This is a genomic window from Nonomuraea sp. H19 (genome assembly GCF_052068215.1).
GTDB lineage: Bacteria > Actinomycetota > Actinomycetes > Streptosporangiales > Streptosporangiaceae > Nonomuraea.
Genome location: NZ_JBQHCV010000015.1, coordinates 73,423 through 96,492 on the forward strand (window position 1 = coordinate 73,423; position 23,070 = coordinate 96,492).

Genomic DNA, 23,070 nt, shown 5'->3' on the forward strand with positions numbered 1-23,070 from the left:
CGACGAAGAGGGAAGACCATGATGGGAGCGGGCGCGCTGGCGCCGATCCTGCGGACGGCGCTGCGGCGGACGTTCCGCATCGGGCGGATGTTCGAGGAGGCGGCACGGCGGAACCCGGCCGCCACGGTCAAGCTGGACCGGCCGCTGAGCGTGCTCGATTCCGACCAGACCACCTACGACTACGACGAGCTGGCCGACATCGTCGACGACCTCGCCGCCCGCCTGCGGGCGGCCGGCGTGAGACGGGGGGAGTACGTCCCCGTCTACAAGGGCCTGAACTTCGATCTGCCCCTGCTGGCCTGCGCCGCGGCCAGGGCGGGCGCGGTGCCCGTCATGCTCTCCCCGGCGCTGGACCCCTCCGTGGTCCTGATCCTGCTGGCCAGGCTGTCGTCGCCGTGGATCGTCACGGACACGGCCCAGCTCGCCAGGCTCGCCGGCGAGGGCACGTTCTCCGGCACGAAGGTCCTCGTCACCGACGGGCCGTCGCGGTCCGACCCGCCGTCCGGCCTGGACGGCACCCGGTCCGACGTGCCGTCCGGCCTGGACGGCACCCGGCTCATCGACCTCGCGGCGCTGGCGGGCGCCCCCCGGCGTCCGCCGATCGACCTGCCGCCCGACCACGCGACGCTCATCACCCACTCCTCGGGAACGACCGGCGTGCCCAAGCTGATGGTGCACACGACGCGTACGCTCTCCCACCGCCTGCTTCCCCAGCAGTTGCTGGCCTGGCCGGTCCGGCACCGCTCGCGGGTGCTCCTGGCGATGTCGTTCGTGCACTCGCGGTTCTTCAACTCCCTCGGCGTGTTCCTGTCCTACGGCAACCCGCTCGCGGTGATCAGCGAGACGGACCTCGCCACGGTCCGCAGGATGCTCTCGACGACCAGGCCGGCCCTCGTGGAGACCCACCCGAACAACTTCGTGTTGTGGGAGGACTTCGCGGACGAGATCGGCGGCCCGCTGGCCGGCGTGCGCTATTACAGCAGCACCTTCGACGCCATCCATCCGGGCACGGTCAAGAAGCTCCTGTCGGCCTCCCGGCACCGCCGTCCGGCCCTGCTGCAACTGTTCGGCCAGAGCGAGACCGGCCCGCTCACCGGCTGGCTCAACACCAGGCGCAACGTGGAGCGGATGGACGGCCGCTGCATCGGCTACCCGCTGCCCGGCTTCGTGCGGCTGCGGGTCGTCGACTCCTCGGGCCGGCCGGCGCCCCGCGGCACGATCGGCCGCCTGGAGGTGCGCACCCGCGGCCGGGTCCGCACCTATCTGGGCGAGGACGAGCGCTTCCAGTCCCAGCTCACTGACGGCTGGTGGTACGTCGGCGACATGGGCTGGCGGGACCGGGCGGGCCGGGTCCACCTGGCCGACCGCGAAGTGGACAAGATCAGCGACATCGACAGCAACCTCGGGCTTGAGGACGTTCTCATGGAGCGCCTGCCCGAGATCTCCGAGCTGGTGGTCGTGCCGGACCGGGCGGGGCGGCCCACGCCCATCCTGGCCACCCGGCACGACCGGCCGCTGGACCGCGGGCGCTGGGCGGCGGCCGTGGCCGGGCTGCCCGGCCTGGAGAGCCCGGTCCAGTGGCACTTCGCCGACTTCCCGCGCACCTCCACGTGGAAGATCAAGCGGCTGGAGATCCGCGGGCTGCTGGGCACCGAGCAGGAGCCGCCGCAGGTTCCGCCCGAGTCCCTCCCGATGACATCTCAGATTCCGACCACACAATCTGGAGCACTAAATGTCGACAAATCGCTATAAGTGGGGCATCTCGCACCCAGGGCTGGACGGGCTCCAGCAGGCCATCGAGCCGATCAGGGACAAGATCCTCGCCCACCCGATGTACACCTCGCTCAACGACCTCGGCGACGTGGTCACCTTCATGGAGCACCACGTCTTCGCCGTCTGGGACTTCATGTCCCTGCTCAAAAGCCTCCAGCGGCAGCTCACCTGTGTGCGGGTGCCCTGGGTGCCGGAAGGCCCGGAGACCAGCCGCCGGCTGGTCAACGAGATCGTGCTGGTGGAGGAGAGCGACACCCTCGCCGGCGGCTACATCAGCCACTTCGAGCTGTACGTCGACGGCATGCGGCAGGCCGGCGCCGACACCACGGCCATCGAGGCGTTCATCGCCCACCTGCGCTCCGGCGGGACCGTCCCCGACGGGCTGGCCGGCGCGGACGTCCCCCGGCCGGCCGCCGCGTTCGTCGGCACCACCTGGCGGATCATCGCCGAGGCGCCGCTGCACTGCCAGGCCGCCGCGTTCGCGTTCGGCCGGGAGGACCTCATCCCCGAGATGTTCGACCAGGTCATGCGGATGGACCGGCACGCCGACGTCCTGGGAACGTTCCGCGACTACCTGGAGCGGCACATCGAGGTCGACGGTGAGCAGCACACGCCGATGGCGATGCAGATGCTCGTCGATCTCTGCGGCGACGACCAGGTCAAGTGGGACGAGTGCGCGCTCACGCTGAACACCGCGCTGGAGGCCCGGCACGACCTGTGGGATGCCATCGCGGAGCGCATCGCCGCCCAGCCGTAAAGCCCGTTCCCATCCCATGAGAAGGGTGAACTCGATGCTGCTTTCCCGGTCGGTCGCGGCCTCGGCCGTGCCGATGCCCGACTGGTCCGCCGGCGGCGACCTCGCCGCGGTGGTCGCGGAGCTCGGGCGGCGGCCCGCCCTCGTGTCCTTCGAGCCCACCCGCGCCCTGCGCGAGCGGCTCGCCGAGGTCGCGACGGCCGGCGGGTTCGTCCTGCACGCCGGTGACTGCGCGGAGATGTTCGCCGAGGTGTCGCCCGGCCTCGTCGCCCGCAAGGTCGCGCAGCTCACCGAGCTGGCGGCGATCCTGGCTGACGTACGCGACCCCCTCGGAACCGTGGTGGTCGGCCGGATCGCCGGCCAGTTCGCCAAGCCGAGGTCGTACCCCACCGAGGCCGTCGCCGACGGCTCGCACGTGCCGATCTACATGGGTGACGCGGTGAACGGCCTGGCCGCGACACCGCTCGCCCGCACCCCCCAGGCGGGACGGTTGCTGCTCGCCTACGACAAGTCCGCCGAGGTGCTCGGCCACCTGGCCGCCGCCCGCACCCCCCACCCCGTCTTCACCAGCCACGAGGCCCTGCTGCACCCCTATGAGGAGCCGCTGGTCCGGCCCGCCGGGATCGCCGGCGCGGTCTACGCCTCCTCCGCCCACCTGCTGTGGGTGGGCGACCGCACCCGCCAGGCCGACGGCCCGCACGTGGCGCTGGCCGCGCGGGTCGCCAACCCGGTGGCGGTGAAGCTCGGCCCGTCAGCCCGCCCGGAGGACGTCGCCGCGCTCGTCGAGGCGCTGGACCCCGGACGGGAGCCCGGCCGGCTGACCTTCGTCGCCCGGCTGGGGATCGGCCGCGTGGCCGAGTCGCTGCCCGGCCTGCTGACCGCCGCCCGAGACAGCGGCGCCCGGCCACTATGGCTGTGCGATCCGATGCACGGCAACACGGGCCGCCATGACGGATACAAGATCCGCGTCGTCGATCACGTCATCGCCGAGGCACGATCGTTCGTCCGCGTCGCCCGCTACCACGGCGTACGCCCGGCGGGCCTGCACCTGGAGATCACCCCGGACGACGTGGTCGAGTGCCTGGACCACGCCGAGCGGTCGCTGCCCAGCATCGATCCCACCCGTTACCGGACCGGTTGCGACCCGCGCCTCAATCCGGAGCAGGCGCGGCGGGTGGTCACCGCCTTCGCGGAGGAGCTCGCCCGATGACGCGCGGCCCCCGTGCCCGCCACCCACTTGACCGACCGAACGCGCAGGAGACCTGCCGATGCCAACCGCAATCCCCACGATCCGGCCGCTGGTCGCCGGCGAGCCCATGGACAGTCACGACCACTCCGACCTCGTCGGCGTGCACGGCGCCCGGGTGGCGGAGGTGCGCCTGGCCGCGCCGCTGACCGCGGTGCCGGCGGTGAAACGGGTCCGCGACGCCGCCGACGGCGTACCGCCCGACCAGGCGACGCTCTCGCGTGCCGCCGAGATCCTGCTCACCGAGGAGGTGGACGGCGAGTCGCCCGATGACTACCTGATCCGCTGCGCGCTCGCCACCGGCGTGCCGAAGCCCGTCGTCCGCGACGGCCTGCACTACCTGGCCCGGGTGCTCACCGACGTCGGGCGGCACAACGCGCTCGATCTGCCGCCGATCCCGGACGTGGACGGCGTCGCCGCCCGCTGGATCCCCCGGGGCCGGCTCTTCGCGATGCTCACCAACCTCGGCACCCACTCCGGGGGCAACTCGTTGTGGGTGCGGGCACTGTCGATCGGCTACAGCGTCATGATCCGCCCGGGACGCGCCGATCCGTTCACGCCGCACCGGCTCATGGGCGCGCTGCGCGCGGCCGGGGTCGCGCCGGAGAAGCTCACGCTGCTGCCGGGACCGGACCGGATCGGCCACCTGCTGGTCGAGCACGCGGACGCCGGAGCCGTGCAGGGTCCGCCCAAACTCACCCGGCAGTGGGAGCGGCGGCGCGACGTCCGGGTGAACGGCCCCGGCCGCAGCAAGCTCGTCATCGACCACGAGCCCTCCGCCGCCGAGCTCGACTACCTGCTGGACACCGTGCTCGGCGACGGCGGTGTCCGCTGCGACAACGTCTCGGCCATCCTCACCACCGAGGATCCCGGCGCGCTCGCCGACGTCCTGGCCGAGCGGCTCGCGGCGACCCCGGCCCACCTCGTCACCGACGACCGGGCGCGGCTGCCCGCCGTGTCGGCCGAGCGCGCCACCATCCTGCGCAAGCATCTGGACGAGCTGGCCGCCGGCCTGGCCGACCACACCGCCCCGCACTACGGCGGAGACCCGCTGGCCGCGCTGGACGACGGCTCGTACGCGGTGCGCCCGGTGGTGCTGTCGGCGCCGAGCTCCGGCCATCCGGCCGTGCACACCGAGCTGACCTCGCCGTTCGTCGTCGTTGCCCCCTGGCGGCCGGACGAGGGCGTGGCGCCCTTGCGCGACTCCCTGGTCGTGACCGTGCTGGGCGACGATCACCTGGCCCGCCTGGCGGAGGACGAGCCCCGCATCGGCCGGGTGGTCACCGCCCCCGTGCTGCCCTGGGCCACGATGCCCCCCTCCCTGTACGGCGACGGCCTCATGCACATGCTCGCCGTCCGCAAGACGACCGTGATCGGCGGTGGCCGGAGTTGATCCGCTGCCTGCTCATCGACAACTACGACTCCTACACCTACAACCTGTTCCAGTTGCTGGCGCAGATCAACGGAGTCGATCCCGTGGTGGTCGCCAACGACGACCCGCGCTGCGTGGAGCTGGCCGCCGAGCTGGACTGCGTGGTCATCTCCCCAGGTCCTGGCGACCCCGGCAACCCGGAGGACTTCGGCCGGTGCGCCGACGTCCTGCGGGAGGCGACCGTACCCGTGCTCGGGGTGTGCCTCGGGCACCAGGGGATCGCGGCGGTCGGCGGCGGCGCGGTCGAGCGGGCCCCGGCCGCCCGGCACGGGCACGTCAGCCGCGTCCGTCACACCGGCGACGAGCTGTTCCACGGCATCCCCCAGGACTTCAGGGGAGTGCGTTACCACTCGTTGCGGGTGCCCGAGCCGCTGCCCGGCCACCTTGAGGCGACCGCGTGGGCGGAGGACGGCGTGCTCATGGGGCTGCGCCACCGGCACCGTCCGATCTGGGGGGTGCAGTTCCACCCCGAGTCGGTCCTGACCGAGTACGGGGCGCGGCTGCTGGCGAACTTCCGGCGCATCGTCGAACGGCACCACGGCCGGCCGGCGGGGCGGGCCACCGACCTGCTGGAGTACACCGCGCACACCCGGTCGGTCCCGCTGCGCGCCGGGAGCGAGCCGGTCTACCACGCGCTCTTCGGCGGCTCCCGGCACACCATGTGGCTGGACAGCGCCCGGCACGGCCCCGGCCTGGCCAGATTCTCCTACCTGGCCGAGGCGTCTCCCGCGCACGGCGAGGTGCTGACCTACCAGGTCGGCGAGGGGGAGGTCGCCATCGAGACGGTCGGCGCCGGCACGCGGCGGGTCGCCGGGTCCATCCTGGAGATCCTGGACCGGGAGCTCCGGCGGCGGTCGGTGCACACGCCCGAGCTGCCGTTCGACTTCACCGGCGGATTCATGGGCTACCTCGGGTACGAGGTCAAGGCCGACTGCGGATCCTCGGCCAAGCACTCCTCCGAGGTGCCGGACGCCGTGTGGATGTTCCCCGACCGGTTCGCGGTCATCGACCACGCCGACGACACCCTGCACCTGGTGGCCCTGAGCGTCGCCACGCGGGAGTCGGAGCGGGCGGCGGCCGGCTGGCTGGAGTGGGCGGCCAGGACCGCGGGCGGGATCACGCATACGCCGGAGCCGCCCCGGGGTGGCCTGGCGGGCGGTCCCGGCCTGCGCGCGGTGGCGGAGGCCGGCCTGGTACGTGGCCGCGCGCGCTACCTGGCCGACGTGCGGCGCTGTCAGGATGAGCTGCTCGCGGGCGAGTCGTACGAGATCTGCCTGACCAACGCGGTGCGCCTGCCGGCCGTCGTGAGCCCGCTGCGCTTCTACGGCCGGATGCGCGCCCGCAACCCCGCGCCGTACGCGGCGTACCTGTCGGCCGGCGGCGTCCAGGTCGCCTGCTCCTCGCCCGAACGCTTCCTGAAGATAGACAAGGGCCGCGTCGTGGAGAGCAAACCGATCAAGGGCACCGCTCCCCGGGGCGCCACCGAGGCCGAGGACGAGCGCCTGCGCACCACGCTGGCCACCGACCCGAAGAGCCGCGCGGAGAACCTCATGATCGTCGACCTGCTCCGGAACGACCTCGGCCGGGTGTGCGAGCCCGGCAGCGTGCACGTGCCCGCCCTGATGCAGGTCGAGTCGTACCAGACCGTGCACCAGCTCGTCTCGACGATCCGCGGGCTGCTGCGCTCTGAGGCGTCGGCCGTGGACTGCCTGCGCGCGTGCTTCCCCGGCGGCTCCATGACCGGCGCGCCCAAGCTGCGCACCATGGAGATCATCGACGAGCTGGAGACGGAGGCGCGCGGCCCGTACTCGGGCACGATCGGGTTCCTGGGCTGCGACGGGACCGCCGACCTGAACATCACGATCAGGACGGCGGTCTTCACCCCCGACGGCATCAGGATCGGCGCGGGCGGCGCCATCGTGCTCGACTCCGACCCCGCCGACGAGTACGAGGAGATGCTGCTCAAGGCGTGCGCCCCGCTGCTCGGCCTGGACGAGGAGCCCGCCCCGGGTGAGCTGGTGGCCGGCGGGCTGTCGGAGGCGGCCCGATGAACGTCACCCGGCAGATCGAGCAGCTCGCCGAAGGCGGAGGATGGCTGGGGCGCACGGCGTTCTGGGACGACGGCGTCCCGCACACGCACGCGGCCCTGCACCGGATGGCCGCCTCCGCCGCGGCCGGCCTGGCCGCTCGGGGGGTGCGCCGGGGCGATCGCGTCCTGCTCGCGCTCCCCGACGGCATGGGCGTGGTCGCTGCCTTCCTCGGCGCGGCGCGGATCGGCGCGCCGGCCGTCATCGTCAACCCGGACGTCACCGCCGCCGACCACGCCAGGATCGTCGCCGACTGCGCGCCGCACACGATCGTCGCCGGCGCCGCGCTGAGCGGCCGCTACGACGCCGCCCGCCACGTCACCGCCGACGAACTGCTCGCCCTGGGGCACACCCGTCCGGTCCCCGGGCCCATCGACGTCGGCCCCGACGAGCCCCTGTACATCCAGTACACCTCCGGCACCACCGGGACACCCAAGGGCGCGGTGCACACCCACGGGCAGCTCGCGGCCTACCAGCGATGTGTCGGCGAGGGCGTGCTCGACGTCCGCGCCGAGGACGTGCTGCTGTCGGTGTCGAAGATGTACTTCGCCTACGGCTTCGGCAACGCGCTGGTCTTCCCGCTGTTCACCGGGGCGGGCGCGGTGCTGTTCGGGCACCGGCCGAAGGCTGCGGAGGTCGCGGCGGCGATCGGGCGGTACGGGGTCACGCTGCTGTTCTCCGTGCCCGGGTTCTACGCCAAGCTGCTCGACCACTGCCCGCCGGAGGGGTTCGGCTCGCTGCGCGCCGCGGTCTCGGCGGGCGAACGGCTGCTCCCGGCGCTCGGGGCGAAGGTGACCCGGTCGCTGGGGGCGCCGGTGCTGGAGCAGATCGGTGCCACGGAGGCCGGTCACGCCTACTGCGCCAACACCGTCTGGGACAACACCCTCGGCACCATCGGGCGGCCGGTGCCGGAATGCGAGCTCCAGATCCGCGGCGAGGACGGCGGGCCGGTCGCCGGCGGCGAGATCGGGGAGCTGTGGGTACGCAGTCCCATGATCATGCCGGGCTATCTCGGCGCGCCGGAGCTGACCGCGAACGTGCTGGTCGACGGCTGGCTCAACACTCGCGACCGGGTGAGCCGCAGCCCCGACGGCACGTACGTGCACCACGGCCGTACCGACGACATCGAGGTCGTCGGCGGCATCAACGTGGCGCCGACGGAGATCGAGGCGGTGCTCGCCCGGCATCCTGGCGTCCGCGAGGTGGCCGTGGTGTCCGTGCGCGACGACGCCGGCGTCACCGCGCTGCGCGCGTTCGTGGTGCCGGGCACGCCCGGGGTGGACGCCGCGCGACTGGAGCCGGAGCTGATCGCGCTGGCCCGCGAACATCTGGCCGCCTTCAAGGTGCCCAAGTCGGTCCGCGTGGCCGCGGAGCTTCCGCGCACGCACACCGGCAAACTCCGCCGCTTCGTTCTGCGCGAAGGCGCCGAGGCGGCGGGCGAACCGCTCGGAAAGGACGTCTCCTCATGAGACCTGCCATCGTTCTCGCGGCGACCATGCTCGCCTGCGCGGCCCTGCCACTCCCGGCGGAGGCCACGACCACCACTACCACCACCGCGGCGTCGCCGGTTCTGTCCGCGCCCCGGGTCGTCGCGGAGGGGCTGGCCCATCCGCGTGGCATCCGCGCCCTGGCCGACGGCGTGGTGCTGGTCGCCGAGTCCGGACGGGAGGGCACCGAGCCGTGCCTGCCCAGAAGCCCGGGCAGCGCGGGAGCCGAGCAGTGCCTCAGCCGGACGGGCGCCGTCTCCCTGTTCACGCACGGCCGCAAGACCACGCTCGTCGGCGGCACCGCCTCGCTCGGCACCAAGGACGGCACCTTCGCGCACGGGCCGAGCGACATGCTCCTCACACCGAAGGGGCTGGTCGTCGTCATGGGCCTGGCCAACAACCCCACGGGGCGCGAGGCGCTCGGCGAGGCCGGTCGTGAGCTCGGCACGCTCGCGTACGCGACCCGCAACGGGCTGCGGCCGTTCGCCGACCTGGCCGCCCACGAAATCGCCGACAACCCGGACGGCGGCGCGGGCTTCGCCGGGCTGTGGTGCCATCCGTACGCCGCGATGGCGGACGGCGACGGGTTCCTGGTCGCCGACGCCGGGGCCAACGCGCTGCTGCGGGTGGCCCGGGACGGCGCCATCTCGGTCGTCGCGGTGTTCCCGGCGCAGACGGTGACCACGCCGAACGGTCCTGCGCAGGTCCAGGCGGTGCCCACCTCGGTGGTACGCGGTCCGCGTGGCTCGTACTACGTCAGCGAGTACACCGGATACCCGTACACCGGCAAGGTCGCGCGCATCTGGCACGTGGTCCCCGGGCAGCAGCCGCGCGTCTTCGCCCAGGGCTTCTCTCCCATCCTCGACATGGACGTCGACGCCAGGGGACGGCTGCACGTCCTTGAGGTCGAGTACACCGGCAGCCCCTACACCGTCCCCCCGCCGGCCGGCCGGGTCACCCGCGTCGAGCGCGACGGGACGGCCGTGCCCGTCGTCACCGAGGGCCTGACCATGCCCAGCTCGTTGTCCTTCACCCGCGACACCCTGTACGTCGCCGACAACTCGGTGTCGGCCAACGGCCGGCTGCTGGCCTACCGGCTGCCGTGACGGACATCGAGCACCCCGCCGACGTGGACAGGACTGCCGCCCGCGCCGAGGTGGCCCGCGTTCAGGCGCGGACCGTACGGGTGCTGGCCGTCACGCAGGTCGTCGGCGGCGTGGGCGCGCTGGCGGGCACGACGGCCGGCGGGCTGCTCGCCGCGTCCGTCGCCGGCGATCCGGCCGCCGCCGGATACGCGCAGGGCTCCCAGGTGGCTGGGGCGGCGCTGCTCGCCCTGCCCATCGTGCTCATCATGCAGCGGTTCGGACGACGCCGGGGCATGGTCGCGGGCTTCACCACCGGGCTCGTCGGCGCGTGCGTCGCCGTCCTGGGCGGCTGGACGGACTCGCTGCCCGTCCTGATGGCCGGGCTCATCCTGTACGGCGCCGCGACCGCCACCAGCCTGCAGTCCCGGTACGCCGCCACCGACCTGGCCACCCCTGCGCAGCGCGCCCGTGCCCTGTCCACCGTCGTCTGGGCCGCGACCGCCGGCGTGGCGATCGGCCCGAACCTGGTCGGGCCCACCGCCGCGGTGGCCGAGCGGGCCGGCCTGCCCCCGCTGACCGGCGCGTACGTCTTCGCGGCGGCGGCCTTCCTGGTGGCGGCCACCGTGGCCGCGACGATGCTCCGCCCCGACCCCCTGCTCCTGTCCCGGCGGGTCGCCGGCGAGCCGGCCCGGCCCGCCCCCGGCGGGACCTGGGTGCCGCGCCTGATCCTGACCACCCCACCGGCGCGGCTGGCGCTGATGACGATGGTGGTGAGCCACTCCGTCATGCTGCCGCTGATGGTGATCACCCCCGTGCACATGGCGGCGGCGGGCACCGGCCTGACCGTCATCGGCGCCGCGGCCAGCGCCCACGTGCTGGGCATGTACGTCCTGTCGCCGCTGGTCGGCCGGCTCTGCGACCGGTTCGGGCGACGGGCGGGCCTGGTGACCGGCTCGACGTTGCTGCTGACGGCCACCGTGGTGGCCGGCACGGCGGGCCACGACTCCTGGCGCCTGACCGCCGGGCTGGTGCTGCTCGGCGTGGGCTGGTCGGCCTGCCTGGTCTCCGGTTCGCTGCTGCTCAGCGAGTCGGTCCCGGCCGAGCGGCGCCTCCGGGTCCAGGGCACGGCCGACATGACGGTGGGCCTGTGCGCGGCGACGGGCGGGCTGATCGCCGGCCCGGTGGTCGGTACGTTCGGCTTCGCGGGACTCACCCTGGGCGCGGGCGTCATGGTGCTCTGCCTGATCGCCGTACAGGTGCACGCCCTCCTCGGAGGCCGGGCCGGATGAGAGGGAGGGCGTGCGATGGACGGACTCCGTCTCACCGGCCCCGGCGGGCCCGTGCTCCGGGCGCCTCGGGGAGCCGTCGTGGACAGCGGGCGTGAGGTGCGGTTGCGGCTCATCGGCGAGTTCGCGGTCTTCGTCGGGGCGCGCCGCCTGACCGGCGCCGAGGTGGGCAGCCGCAAGGCTCGTACGCTGCTCGCGCTGCTCGCCGTGGCCGACGGGCGGCTGGTGCACCTGGACGCCGCCGCCGAGGCGTTGTGGGGCGAGAGGTGGCCGTCGCGGCCGGGGGACAACGTGGCCACGCTGGTCAGCAGGCTACGCGCCACGCTCGACCCCGGCGTCGTGCTCGGCGGGCGCAGCGGATACCGCCTGGGCCGGCACGTCCGCGTCGACCTGTGGGAGGCACGTGAGCTGGCCGGCGTCGCCGAAGGCGCCCTGGCCGGCGACGCGCGCCGGGCCATGCGGCTCGCGGGCGACGCCGTCCGCCTCGTCGCCGACGCCGAGGTGTTCCCCGACGCCACGGACGCGGCGTGGGCCGAGCCCGCCAGGGCGGCGCGGGCCGACGTCCTGCGGCGGGCGCTGCACGTGACCGCCGCCGCCGCGCTGCGCCGCCGGCGTCTGCCGGAGGCGCGACTGGCCGCCCAGTCCGCCGTGGCGCAGGATCCGTTCGACGAGATCGCCTGCCGCCTGCTGATGCGGGCGTACGAGCTGGCCGGCGAGCCCGCCAGGGCGCTGGCCGCCTACGAGCGGCTCCGGGCCACGCTCGCCGAGGAGCTGGGCATCGATCCCACGCCGGCCACCAGCGCCCTGCACGTGGCGATCCTCCGCAGCGCCACGCTCACCCCCTAGCCCCTTGGGAGAGCCCGGCCGCCGATGGCTGAGCGTGCGCTGTCAGGTCGCCGGCTCCCGGGTCGGGGAGCAGGACGGAGGGCAGCGGGCAGCCGGGGTGCATCCGCAGCAACTGGTACGCGACACCGCCGAGCCCGGGCAGCAGCCCCGGCACCAGCGCGTTCCCGGCGAACCCGCTGGAGGGGCCGAACTCCTCGATCCCGCTGAGCACGCGGGCGTCCAGCCGTTCCCTGTCGACGTCGAGCGCGCCGGTGGCGGCGGCGAGCGTGAGCACCTCCCAGGCGCCGAGGTCCCCGTGGGCCAGGGCGTGACTCCGGCCGAAACCGTCCGCCCGGCACACCGCCGCCGCCCGCCCCAGCACGGCGCGCCACCGCGCGGCGCTCACCAGGTCACCCGGGGCCACCCGCCGCAACGCGTCCGCCGCGACGACCCCGATCCCGCCCGCCCCGTAAGCCCAGGTAGCGGCACCGACCGTCGGGTGCTCGAGCACCATCGCGCGCTCGGGCCTCTGTGAGACGGCGGCGGCGGTCGGGTGCCCGGGCTCCTCGGAGACGGCGGCGTCCGTCGGATGCTCCGGCTCCGCCGAGACGACGGCGGCGGCGAGAGCTGCCGCCTCCGCGTTCCCGGTGGCCGCCGCCAGCCGGGACAACGCCCAGCCGATCCCGGCGGCACCATGGGCCAGCCCGGCGGAGCCCAGGGACGGCTCCGGGCTCGCCCACCGTACGACGCCGTCGCAGACCTCCGCCGCCGCCACCAACCGGGACCCGATCTCATCCGCCAGCGCCACCGCGCCGGCGTGCCCGCCCTCGACGTGCTCATCCAGCCTGAGCAGCGGCACCACCGCCCCCGCCAGCCCATCGACCAGCCCGAACGACGCGTTGCCGGCCAGCGAGGCAGGCAGATCGGCCAGCACGGCCGACGCCTGGGACACCGCCTCGGCCGGCTCGACCGCACCGAGCCGTCCCAGCAGCAGCCAGGCCCAGATCCACGACCCGATCCCGAGATAGCCCCCGGCGACCTCCCAGGCGCCGGCCGACAGCAGGGCATCCCCGGTGTCGCGCAGGGTGCGCAGCACGGCTCGCAGCAGCTCGGCCGCCTCGGGCACCGGATCCGCCCGGCCGTGCTCCACCTCGTGCTGGTAGCCCGCGAGCAGCACGGCGATTCCCGCCGTACCGCCGTACATGTCCAGCCCGAGCGGCAGCACCGCCCAGCCGGCCGAGTCGAGCACCGGTCCGATCCACGTGGCGCTGCCGTCGTCCCCCCGCACGGCGGACGCGGCCAGCCCGCGCACGATCCCGGCCGCCGCCGTACGCCGGCGCCGGTCCAGGCCCGAGGTACGCACCCGGCGCGGCACCAGGGTCCGCTCACCGCGCAACCACCCGTCGTTCAGGTACGCGCCGACCACGGCGGATCGGATGACCTGCCGTTCCACCTCGATGTCGGCCGCCCGCCAGCGGCGCAGCGTACCGGCGAACAGGTCGTCCGCCGCTCCCCACGTCGTTCCGCGCGGCCCGGTCAGCAGTCCCCTGCGAGGCGTGGTGGAGTACACGGGCACGTCGGCGACGAGCAGGTCCGCCACCTCGGCCGCGATCACGGCCGGATCGTCCGGCCTGCCGGGCACGTTGACCGCCTGGCGGGCGAGCACGGCCTCGGCGCGTTCGCGGGCGGCGGGCTCGTCGTGCAGCGACGCCGGGTGCCACAACATGCGGCCCAGCTCGGCGTACGACTCGGTGGAGCGGGGGACGACCCGGACCGGCACGTCGGCGAAACCGGCGAGCGCCGGCTCCAGCTCACCCGCCTCGTCCAGGCCCCGCAACCGCTCGGTGAGCTCGGTGAACCCGGCGACCACCTGGTCCCAGTACGCGCCCAGCACCGGGTCGGGGCTCGGCAGGTTCCGCTCCATGGGCACCTCCACGGAGGCCCGGCCCACTCTGGCCCGATCGGTGCCCGCGTCCAGGATGACCTGCAGCTCCGCGGCCGGTTGCTGGCCGGGCAGCGAGCCGATCCCGGACGGGTCGATCCCGCGCCAGCCGAGCGCCACCCCGCGGTCCGGTAGCAGGCCGGTGCTCAGCACCGAGCCGCCGAGCAGCGCCGCGGCCCTGTCGGTGGCGTCGCCGAAACCCAGCTCCATGGCGGGCGGCGGCGGCGTGAACAGCGTCTCGCAGTCCACGACGACGGGCACCGGCCCGGCCGCGATGAGATTCTCGGCGTGCATGTCGCTGCCGCCGAGCAGGAGCATCACCGCCAGCCAGTGCCCCAGGCCACGATGGAAGGCACGCAGCTCCTCGTCACCGTCGCAGTAGCGGTGCTCGACGTACTCGACCCAGCCGTAGGTGCCACGGGCCACGGCCTCGGGCACCCGGATCCGGGTGCCGGCCGGCTCATCGTGCAGCACCCGCTCCAGGAACCGCGCCAGGGCGCGGTCCACGGTGACCGGCCGCGGCTTGTACGCGACGCAGCCGCCCTCGCAACCCAGGAGGACCACGGTCTGCCCGCCCCGATGGCTGTCCCCGGCCGCGAACTCCACCTCGACCAGCCCGGTCCCACCGCCACCCATGAGCGGGCCGAGTGCGGCGCGGTCGGTGACGAACCGGTGCGCCAGCGTCAGCGCCGCCGCGCACCTGTTGCCGATCACCCGGCGCAGGCGGGGCAGCAACGTCGGATAGTGGCCGCCCAGCGAGGTCCAGAAGGCGGGAGTGGCCGTCTGGGCCTGCCACTCCGCCCACCGGGCCGCCGGATCGGCCGCAGTGAGCCGGCCGGTGAGCCGGGCCGCGTGCAGCTCCAGGAGCAGGACGCGGTCGATGAGCCGGCGTACGGTGTCGCGCAGTGCCGTCTCGGCGGCGGCGTGCAGCGCGTCCCGCTCCACCTCCGCCAGCCCCGGAACCGCGCCGAGCCGGGCCGCCAGCCGAACCAGGGCAGGTTCCAGCAGGTGGCCCGGCACGGTGTCGTTCACGGTGTCGTTACCCGTGTGTGCAGATATGTCCGGTCGGTAATGTTCACGGCTAGGAGACCGCGGTCATCTCGAACTGGACGGTACGGGTGTTGCCGAAGGTGCGGGTGTTGGTGCGAGTGTTCGCGATGCTGCGCGTGTTCGCCAGGGCGCGCGTGTTCGCCAGCTCCCGCGTGTTGACGGTGCGGGTATTGACGGTGCGCGTGTTGATCTGACGGGTGTTGGCGGCGCGGGTGTTGATGTCACGGGTGTTGGCCGCACGCGTGTTGATCTGACGGGTGTTGGCGGCGCGGGTGTTGATGTCACGGGTGTTGGCCGCACGCGTGTTGATCTGACGGGTGTTGGCGGCGCGGGTGTTGATGTCACGGGTGTTGGCCGCACGCGTGTTGATCTGACGGGTGTTGGCGGCGCGGGTGTTGATGTCACGGGTGTTGGCCGCACGCGTGTTGATCTGACGGGTGTTGGCCGCGCGGGTGTTGATGTCACGGGTGTTGGCCGCACGCGTGTTGATGTCACGGGTGTTGGCCGCACGCGTGTTGATGTCACGGGTGTTGGCAGTACGCGTGTTGGCCAGGCTCCGGGTGTTGTCCGCACTCCGGGTGTTACCCGAGGTGACCGACTCGAAGGTGAGATCGTCCTCGCCGGCGCCGAACAGCGGTCCGGCCGGGTTGATCAGTTCGTCGAACCCCTGGGCCGTCTGCTGCCCGGCGCGCCAGGCGGCGACGACCTCCTCGGCTTGCCACTGGGTGAGTTCTGACATGTGACCGGTCCCTCCTGGGCTCGTCTTCTTGGTCAATCCAGATGCTCCCAGCGGCCATTGCAGATCCGTTGCAGTCCCGCCCGCACCGCGACGTACGGAAAGTACCGTCATCCCCGGCGCCGTCCCGGGCGTATCACTTCGCAGACCCCGGAGCTCTGTCCTCGGGCGCCGGGAGCGCACGGAGAGCATTCGGGGGATTCACGCGAACGTGCGGTGACCCGCAGCCTGCGCACGCGCCGCGAGCCGGGCAAGTCCGATGACGCGAGAAAGGCAGCACTGTGACCAACTCATCCATCGTGGTGACCCCGCCGGTACCGCCGCTCGGCACCCACCTGCTGCTGGTGTTCCTGCTCCAGGTCGGAGTGCTGCTCCTTGTCGCCGTGGCGCTCGGCAGGCTCGCCGTACGGTGGAAGATGCCTGCCGTGGTCGGCGAGCTGTGCGCCGGCGTCATCCTGGGCCCGTCGCTCCTCCAGCACGCCGCCCCCGCCCTGGCGGCCTGGCTGCTGCCACGCGACGTGGAGCAGTTCCACCTGCTGGACGCGGTCGGCCAGCTCGGCGTGCTGCTGCTGGTGGGGATCACCGGCAGCCATCTGGATCTCGGGCTGGTGCGCAGGCGGGGCGCCACGGCCGCCAAGGTCAGCCTGTTCGGCCTGGTCATCCCGTTCGCGCTGGGCATCGGCACCGGGCTGCTGCCCTCGCCGCTGGCCGCCGGCAGCCCGGACCGTACGGTGTTCGCGCTCTTCCTGGGGGTGGCCATGTGCGTGAGCGCCATCCCGGTCATCGCCAAGACCCTGTTCGACATGAACCTCCTGCACCGCAACATCGGCCAGCTCACCCTGGTCGCCGGAATGGTGGACGACGTGTTCGGCTGGGTGATGCTGTCGATCGTCTCGGTCATGGCCACGACCGGGCTGGCCACGCAGAACGTGGTGCTCTCGATCGCGTACGTGCTCGCGGTGCTCCTCTTCGCGGCACTCGTCGGCAAGCCGCTGGTCGCCCGGCTCTACCGGCGAGTACGCACGCCCTCCACCGTCACCGCCGTCACGGTGGTGCTCATCCTGCTGTCCGCCGCGGGCACCCACGCGCTGGGCCTGGAGGCCGTCTTCGGCGCCTTCGTGATGGGCATCCTCATCGGCGCCTGGGGCAAACCCGACCCCGCCGGGTTCGCCCCGCTGCGCACCGTCGTCCTGGCCGTGCTCGCCCCCGTGTTCTTCGCCACCGCAGGGCTGCGCATGGACATGACCGCCCTGGCCAGACCGGAGATCCTCGGCGCGGGCCTCCTGGTGCTGACCGTCGCCATCGTCGGCAAGTTCGCCGGGGCCTTCCTCGGAGCCCGGCTCAGCCGGCTCACCTCCTGGGAGGCGCTCGCGCTGGGCGCGGGGATGAACGCCCGCGGCGTCATCGAGGTCATCGTCGCCATGGTCGGCCTGCGGCTCGGCGTCCTGAACCTGGAGACGTACACGATCATCATCCTCGTCGCGGTCGTCACCTCGCTCATGGCACCGCCGATCCTGCGGGTGGCGATGGCCAGGGTCGCCCTCACCGAGGAGGAGAACCTCAGGAACGTCGACGGTCCCCAGCCCGCAACCGTCCCTCGAAGCCCGGCCTGACCGCCGACGGCGCGTGGCCAGAGCGGCCGACGCCCCCGCATCTACCGCCGCCGCCCTGGCCGGCGACGTCACGTCCCAGGACCACCGCATCCGGCTCCGCGCGCATCCGCAGCCGGACATCGAGCTTCTCGCTGCCGCAGGTCGCCGCCGAGCGGGGTCAGGCCAACGGTGCCCGCCGTCGGGGCAGGGCGCTCACAGGAAGGCGCTGACCTGGGTGGCGAACTCCTCCGGATCGACGATCCGCACGCCCAGGCTCTCGGCCTTGGCCCGCTTGGACCCGGCCTTGTCGCCGGCTACCAGCAGCGACGTCTTCGCCGAGACGCTGGAGGACGCCTTGCCGCCCGCGCGCTCGATCAGCTCGTTCATCTCATTGCGGCTGAGCGTCCCGAGCTTGCCGGTCATCGAGCCGGTCACGACGACGGCCAGGCCCGCCAGCGGCAGCTCGGCCACCGGAGCGGCGGCCTCCGACGGCCTCACGCCCTCGGCGGCGGGCGGGGTGGCGCCGGGTTCGGTCATGTTGACACCGGCCGCGACCAGCTTGTCGATGAGCGGTGCGAGCTCGATCAGCTCGTCGACCACGACCGGAGCCTTCTCCGGGCCCATGCCCTCCACCTGCTGGATCGCTTCGGCGTCGGCGGCCCGGATGGCGTCCATGGTGGCGAAGTGACGGGCCACGCGCCGGCTCATGGAACGGCCGGTGCCGCGCACGCCCAGCGCGCAGAACACCCGGCTGAGCGGTTGCCGCTTGGCCCGCTCGATGGCGGCCAGCAGATTGTCGGTGCTGGTCTCGCCCATACGTTCGAGGGCGAGGAGCTGCTCGCGGGTGAGGGTGAAAAGGTCGGCGAAGTCGCTGATCAACCCGGCGTCGAGCATCTGCTTGATGCGGTTTTCGGCCAGGCCCTCGATGTCGAGCGTGTCGCGCCCGACGGCGTAGACGATAGAGGCGATCGCCCGGCAGCCGCGCCCGCGCACGCACCGCCACCGCTCCTGTGAGCTGTCGATGGCGTCGCCGCAGGACGGGCAGACCTCCGGGATCGCGATCGGTTGCTCCTCGCCGGTGCGCAGGTGCACCACGGGCGACTCCACCCGCGGGATGACGTCGCCCGCCTTGTAGACGACCACGTTGTCGCCGATCATCAGGCCGCGGCGGGTGATGTCGGCGACGTTGTGCAGGGTGGCGTAGGTGACGACGCTGCCATCCAGCTCGACCGGCTCCAGCACGGCACGCGGCGCGATGATGCCGGTGCGGCCGGTGTTCCACTCGACGGCGAGCAGCTTGGTGATCTTCTCGGTGGCGGGCAGCTTGTAGGCGATCGCCCAGCGCGGCGCGCGCGAGCTGAACCCGGCCTCGACCTGGTCGCCGGCCAGATCGCACTTGATCACGATGCCATCGATGCCGAACGGCAGCCCAGCTCGCGCCGCCGCGATCTCGGCGACGCGCTCGCCCACCCGCTCCAGCGTCTCGGCGACGATGCCGGCGACGGGCGTGGCGGCGGTGGTCTGCACGCCCTGCGTGGCCACCCACCTCATGATCTCGCTGTGCGGTAACTCCCGCAGGCGCACCGCCAGTTCGGAGTCGTCGCCGGAAGGTGGCAACACCCCATAAGCGAAAAATGTCAGCTCGCAGACGTACGGCCTGTCCTGGGCACGCAGCGTGCCCGCCGCCGCGCTGCGCGGGTTGGCAAATGTGGTGCCGTCGTGGGCCTGCCGCTTGGCGCAGGCCTCCTCGAACTGGGTGGTGGTCATCATGACCTCGCCGCGCAGCTCCACCGTGACCGGGTCGACCAGCCTGTCGGGCAGGCCGACGATGGTGCCGATGGCGTGGGAGACGTCCTCGCCCGCGGCCCCGTCGCCGCGCGTGACGAGCTGCGCGAGCCGCCCGTGCCGGTAACGGGCCGAGATCGCCAGGCCGTCAAGCTTGGGCTCCACGCTCCACGCCGTCACCGGATGGCCGAGCCGGCGCTCCAGCCCGGCCGCCCAGTCGGCAAGCTGGTCGGTGCCGAACACGTTGTCGAGGCTCAGCATGGGCACGGTGTGCGGCACGTCGCCCACCACCGCGCCGCCGGCCACCTTGCCAGTCGGCGAGGACGGCAGCACCGCTTCGGGGTGGGCCTCCTCGTACGCCTGGATGCCCCGCACCAGCCGGTCGTAGGCGTCGTCATCAAGTGCGGAGGTGCCGTCGGCGTAGTAGGCGGCGGCGGAGTCGACGGCGAGTTGGACGGCCTCGGCGTAGGCCGCGTCATCGGCGAGGACGGCGGAAGGGGGCGTCTCGGTCATGGCACCACAATGCCGGTCGCCACCGACAGTTCCGAGACCCAAGTGCCTGGCGTCGTGGGGACGCATCACGCCGAGCTTGCGGCCGGCGTGATGCCGGCGCGGCGGTCCCTTTACTGCCTGGGGCAGTGGCCGGTGTCCGCTTCCGGGATCAGGTGGGCGTCGGAGGGGGCGGGCAACTCGTCGGCCGATGGCCGGAGGCTGGACAGCAGCAGGGCCAGGTAGCGGTGGGGGTCGTTGTGGGCGGGGTCGTCGGGGTGCGCGGTGGCCAGCGCCATGACGACGATCGCGGCCAGGTCGCGGACGATCAGGTCGGCCCGCACTTGGCCGTGCCGCTGGGCCCTGGCCAGCACGGAGCCGAGCGGCCCCATGAAGCGCGCGGCGATGTCGACGGTGAACGCCCCCGACTCCTTGGCCGCCTTCAGCAGCCCTCGATGGGCGGACAGGGTGGCGACCGTGGCGGTCAGCGACTCGGTGAGCGCCTGCCCGGCGTCGGGGGCGTCGCGCGCGGCCAGCGCCAGGGGTTCGACCTCTTCGGCGAAGTAGGTCTGGAAGGCGGCCCGAATCACCCCGTCGCGGTCGCCGAATCGCCGGTAGACCGTGGCGCTCCCGGTCCCCGCGTGCCGGGCGATCTCCTCGAGGGAGACGTCGGGGCCATGCTCGCGCAGGATCGCGATCGCCGCTCTGACGATCTTGTCGGCGTTGCGCAGCGCGTCGGCTCGCTGTCGCTGCTCGTGCACAGGCTGAAGGCTAGCAAGCCACGCGGAGCGCCTAGGAATGCGGATCTACCAGGCAACCTCGAAGGTGGACAGCCCATACACGAAGTGGAAGGAGCGGAACTCGGCTGGAGTGCCGGTCTCGCGCAGGCCGGGGAAGCGCTCGAACAGGGCGGGGAAGGCGATGCGCATCTCCATCCTGGCCAGCGGCGCGCCCAGGCAGTGGTGCACGCCGTGACCGAAGGCGACGTGGCCGAGGTCGCCGCGGGTGATGTCGAGGCGATCGGGCTCGGAGATGAACGCGGGGTCGCGGTTGGCGGCAGCCAGGGCGCACATGACCAGCGCGCCGGCCGGGATGCGCGTACCTGCCACCTCGACCTCGGTGGTGGTGAACTTGACCACGCCGGAGTGCACGATGCTGAGCCAGCGCAGCAACTCCTCCACTGCGGCGTTGATCCGCTCGGGCTCCTTCCTGATCAGGTCCAGCTGGTCGGGGTGGCGCAGCAGCGCCAGAGTGCCGAGTCCGAGCATGTTGGAGGTGGTCTCGTGGCCGGCCAGCAGCAGCAGGCTGGCGATGCCGGCGAGCTCGTCGGCGGACAGGTCGTCGCCGTGCTCGCGCACGAGCATGCCGAGCATGTCCTCGCCCGGCTCGGCCTGGGCACGGGCCACCAGCCCCGCCATGTAGGCGCGCGACTCCATCTGCGCCGCCATCCGCTCCTCGACCGGCAGCGCGAGGTCCAGCAGCCTGCCGGTGCGCCGCTGGAAGTCGTCCCGGTCCTCGTACGGCACTCCGAGCAGCTCGCAGATCACCAGGGAGGGGATCGGCAGGGCGAAGGCCGTGATGAGGTCGACCGGCGGGCCTGTGCGCTCCATGGCGTCGAGGTGGTCGGCGACGATGGCGTGGATGCGCGGTTCCAGGCGGCGCATCCGGCGCATGGTGAACTCGGGTGTCAGCATCCGGCGCAGCCGCGTGTGCTCAGGCGGGTCGAAACCGAGCAGGTTGCCCGCCCGCATCGCCTTGATCTGCTCGTCGGTCATCTCCGGCGCGCCCGGCGGGCGAAACTGCAGGGGCAGGGCGTTGCTGAAGCGTTGGTGGTCGCCGAGCACCTGCCGGACGTCGGCGTAGCGGGTCACGAGCCAGGCGTCCATGCCGAACGGCGTAGACGTCCGATGCACGCCTTCCCTGTCGCGCACGGATGCGAGCTCGGGAACCGGGTCGAACATGGTGCGCCGCATGTGCAGGGGCAACGTCACAGAATCGCTCATGTCATCTCCTGAGGAAGATGGGCCTCGGAACAGACTTGCGGTGCGCGCTACAAGTGATAGTAACCCATCACTTAACCTGCCGCGCACTGACGCGACCGGGTGGTCACCGCGCGGCCGGTGAACAGTCTCGGACTCGGCGACGGCCTTTGAGGATGGTCTGCCCTGGTGCTGAGCCCCGCGCGGTGCGTCCTCGCTGGCCGATGTGAGTGCACCCACTGATCTTTCTTCTTGTGCGAGGGCGTGGTTCGGTCACTCGGCCCTTACCCGCCGCGTTGCTGATGCGTCGTGCGCATCATGGCCCGGTACATCTGCCGGGATGTGGGTGGGTCGGGCAGGGGCTGCGCGGCCGGGGCGGCGCAGGCTTGCAGGAGATAGCCGACGAGCCGACGCCAGGTTTCCGGGGCGGCGTCGGCGGTGGCGGTCAGGACGCCGGCGTTGGCCATGAGGCACATGGGCATGGGCCGATCGCCCAGGCCGGCGCATTGATGAGCATTACGTATGCGACGGCTGTCACGCTGTACTACGCGTGTTCGCGTGGGCCGTCAGGTCTGGGCCGGTGCCGTGCCTGTCCGGTGGTCGCGCGGGCTGATGCCGCGTGCCTTCTTGAACGCGGCGCTCAGGGCGAAGGCGCTGGAGAAGCCGACGCGGCCTGCTACTGCGGCGATCGTGGTGCCGGGCTCGCGTAGGAGATCGGCGGCCAGGGCGAGCCGCTGCTCGCGCAGGTAGGTCATCGGGGGCTGTCCGGCCAGGGCGGTGAAGCGCCGGGCCAGGGCCGCCCGGGATACGCCCGTCTTGGCCGCCAAGACCTCGACCGTCCATGGATGGGCGGGGTCGGCGTGCAGCAGCCGCAGGGCCGATCCGACCACGGGGTCGCTGTACGCGCGATACCACGCCGGGACCTGGGCGCCGGGGCGGGTGAACCAGGTGCGCAGCGCGGTGATGAGCATCAGGTCCAGCATCCGGTCCAGCAAGACCTGCTGACCGGGTTCCAGGCGGGTGACGTCATCGAACGCCGCCGGGCTGACAGGGCACGCTCCTTGCCCTGCCTGGACGACGGCGAGCGGGGGCAGCGCCGCGAGCAGCCGGCCGGGGACGCCGCTGTCCACCGAGTACAGGCCGTTCAGCAGCACCGTGCCACCGGCTGCGCTCCGGGTGCCCGCACTCTGAGTGGTCCTGGCGTCCTCGCCATCCACGGTCGTGCAGCGGCCGCCGGGGCGGATCACCACGTCCGGCTCCGTGGCCGGGTCGTCCGCGATCACATACGGTGCGCTGCCGCTCAGCACCGCGACATCGCCGTGGGCCAGCCGCACAGGAACGCCTGCGTGGGGGATCACCCAGGCCGCACCGTGCAGGAGCACGGCCAGCGCCAGCGGAGAGCCGTCCTCGAAGCGCACCGCCCAGGCACCCGAGAGCGAGGACTGATTGAAGACCGCCCCAGCGGTCCGTATCCCGTTCAACAGGTCCGTCAGCGGATCCATGCTGGTCAGCGTAGACGAAC

At 72.9% G+C, this 23,070-nt stretch carries 17 protein-coding genes; 10 read left to right on the top strand and 7 right to left on the bottom strand.

Annotated features, from left to right (window positions below; all coding sequences use genetic code 11):
* Window positions 1-18: 18 nt before the first annotated feature.
* Genes ACTMTI_RS30870 through ACTMTI_RS30910 form a run of 9 tightly spaced genes read left to right on the top strand, consistent with a single transcriptional unit; the run spans window position 19 to window position 11,996 of the window.
* Window positions 19-1,752 (top strand): AMP-binding protein, encoded by a 1,734-nt coding sequence (locus tag ACTMTI_RS30870; protein WP_441124136.1) that lies wholly within the window; start codon window positions 19-21, stop codon window positions 1,750-1,752.
* A complete protein-coding gene (locus ACTMTI_RS30875) occupies window positions 1,733-2,530 on the top strand; it encodes a DUF3050 domain-containing protein (RefSeq protein WP_441124137.1) in 798 nt (265 codons plus the stop codon). Before ACTMTI_RS30870 ends, ACTMTI_RS30875 begins: the two co-directional genes overlap by 20 nt.
* A gap of 34 nt (window positions 2,531-2,564) precedes the next feature.
* A complete protein-coding gene (locus ACTMTI_RS30880; protein WP_441124138.1) occupies window positions 2,565-3,737 on the top strand; it encodes a 3-deoxy-7-phosphoheptulonate synthase in 1,173 nt (390 codons plus the stop codon).
* A 58-nt stretch (window positions 3,738-3,795) separates the two neighbouring features.
* A complete protein-coding gene (locus ACTMTI_RS30885) occupies window positions 3,796-5,166 on the top strand; it encodes an aldehyde dehydrogenase family protein (RefSeq protein WP_441124139.1) in 1,371 nt (456 codons plus the stop codon).
* Window positions 5,166-7,256 carry an aminodeoxychorismate synthase component I gene (gene pabB, locus ACTMTI_RS30890; RefSeq protein ID WP_441124303.1) on the top strand — a complete coding sequence of 697 codons (2,091 nt, stop codon included), beginning with the start codon at window positions 5,166-5,168 and terminating at the stop codon, window positions 7,254-7,256. Before ACTMTI_RS30885 ends, pabB begins: the two co-directional genes overlap by 1 nt.
* On the top strand, window positions 7,253-8,761 hold the full coding sequence (locus ACTMTI_RS30895) for an AMP-binding protein (protein WP_441124140.1): 1,509 nt from the start codon (window positions 7,253-7,255) through the stop codon (window positions 8,759-8,761). Before pabB ends, ACTMTI_RS30895 begins: the two co-directional genes overlap by 4 nt.
* The gene (locus ACTMTI_RS30900) at window positions 8,758-9,885 is read left to right on the top strand and encodes a ScyD/ScyE family protein (RefSeq protein WP_441124141.1); all 1,128 of its coding nucleotides are present in this window, start codon (window positions 8,758-8,760) and stop codon (window positions 9,883-9,885) included. The genes ACTMTI_RS30895 and ACTMTI_RS30900 overlap by 4 nt, the downstream gene beginning before the upstream one ends.
* On the top strand, window positions 9,882-11,153 hold the full coding sequence (locus ACTMTI_RS30905) for an MFS transporter (protein ID WP_441124142.1): 1,272 nt from the start codon (window positions 9,882-9,884) through the stop codon (window positions 11,151-11,153). Before ACTMTI_RS30900 ends, ACTMTI_RS30905 begins: the two co-directional genes overlap by 4 nt.
* Before the next feature lie 15 nt (window positions 11,154-11,168).
* Complete coding sequence (locus ACTMTI_RS30910) at window positions 11,169-11,996, top strand: AfsR/SARP family transcriptional regulator (RefSeq protein ID WP_441124143.1); 828 nt, start codon at window positions 11,169-11,171, stop codon at window positions 11,994-11,996.
* Here ACTMTI_RS30910 and ACTMTI_RS30915 read toward each other — a convergent pair.
* Together ACTMTI_RS30915 and ACTMTI_RS30920 are read right to left on the bottom strand one after the other, a co-directional pair.
* A complete protein-coding gene (locus ACTMTI_RS30915; protein WP_441124144.1) occupies window positions 11,986-14,949 on the bottom strand; it encodes a type 2 lanthipeptide synthetase LanM family protein in 2,964 nt (987 codons plus the stop codon). The genes ACTMTI_RS30910 and ACTMTI_RS30915 overlap by 11 nt on opposite strands.
* Before the next feature lie 49 nt (window positions 14,950-14,998).
* Window positions 14,999-15,817 carry a DUF6229 family protein gene (locus ACTMTI_RS30920; protein ID WP_441124145.1) on the bottom strand — a complete coding sequence of 273 codons (819 nt, stop codon included), beginning with the start codon at window positions 15,815-15,817 and terminating at the stop codon, window positions 14,999-15,001.
* A gap of 167 nt (window positions 15,818-15,984) precedes the next feature.
* Here ACTMTI_RS30920 and ACTMTI_RS30925 point away from each other — a divergent pair, with 167 nt between their 5' ends.
* Window positions 15,985-17,316: a cation:proton antiporter gene (locus ACTMTI_RS30925; protein WP_441124146.1), complete on the top strand. Its 1,332-nt coding sequence runs from the start codon at window positions 15,985-15,987 to the stop codon at window positions 17,314-17,316.
* Between the two features lie 192 nt (window positions 17,317-17,508).
* Here the strand turns inward: ACTMTI_RS30925 and ligA are convergent, their stop codons facing one another.
* The 5 genes from ligA to ACTMTI_RS30950 all read right to left on the bottom strand — a co-directional run bounded on the left by ligA (window position 17,509) and on the right by ACTMTI_RS30950 (window position 23,050).
* Window positions 17,509-19,593 carry an NAD-dependent DNA ligase LigA gene (ligA, locus tag ACTMTI_RS30930; RefSeq protein WP_441124147.1) on the bottom strand — a complete coding sequence of 695 codons (2,085 nt, stop codon included), beginning with the start codon at window positions 19,591-19,593 and terminating at the stop codon, window positions 17,509-17,511.
* A 110-nt stretch (window positions 19,594-19,703) separates the two neighbouring features.
* The gene (locus ACTMTI_RS30935) at window positions 19,704-20,330 is read right to left on the bottom strand and encodes a TetR/AcrR family transcriptional regulator (RefSeq protein ID WP_441124148.1); all 627 of its coding nucleotides are present in this window, start codon (window positions 20,328-20,330) and stop codon (window positions 19,704-19,706) included.
* A 45-nt stretch (window positions 20,331-20,375) separates the two neighbouring features.
* The gene (locus ACTMTI_RS30940; protein WP_441124149.1) at window positions 20,376-21,572 is read right to left on the bottom strand and encodes a cytochrome P450; all 1,197 of its coding nucleotides are present in this window, start codon (window positions 21,570-21,572) and stop codon (window positions 20,376-20,378) included.
* A gap of 260 nt (window positions 21,573-21,832) precedes the next feature.
* A complete protein-coding gene (locus ACTMTI_RS30945; RefSeq protein WP_441124150.1) occupies window positions 21,833-22,030 on the bottom strand; it encodes a hypothetical protein in 198 nt (65 codons plus the stop codon).
* 84 nt (window positions 22,031-22,114) lie between these two features.
* Entirely contained in the window at window positions 22,115-23,050 is a 936-nt protein-coding gene (locus ACTMTI_RS30950) for an AraC family transcriptional regulator (protein ID WP_441124151.1), read from the bottom strand.
* Window positions 23,051-23,070: the final 20 nt, after the last annotated feature.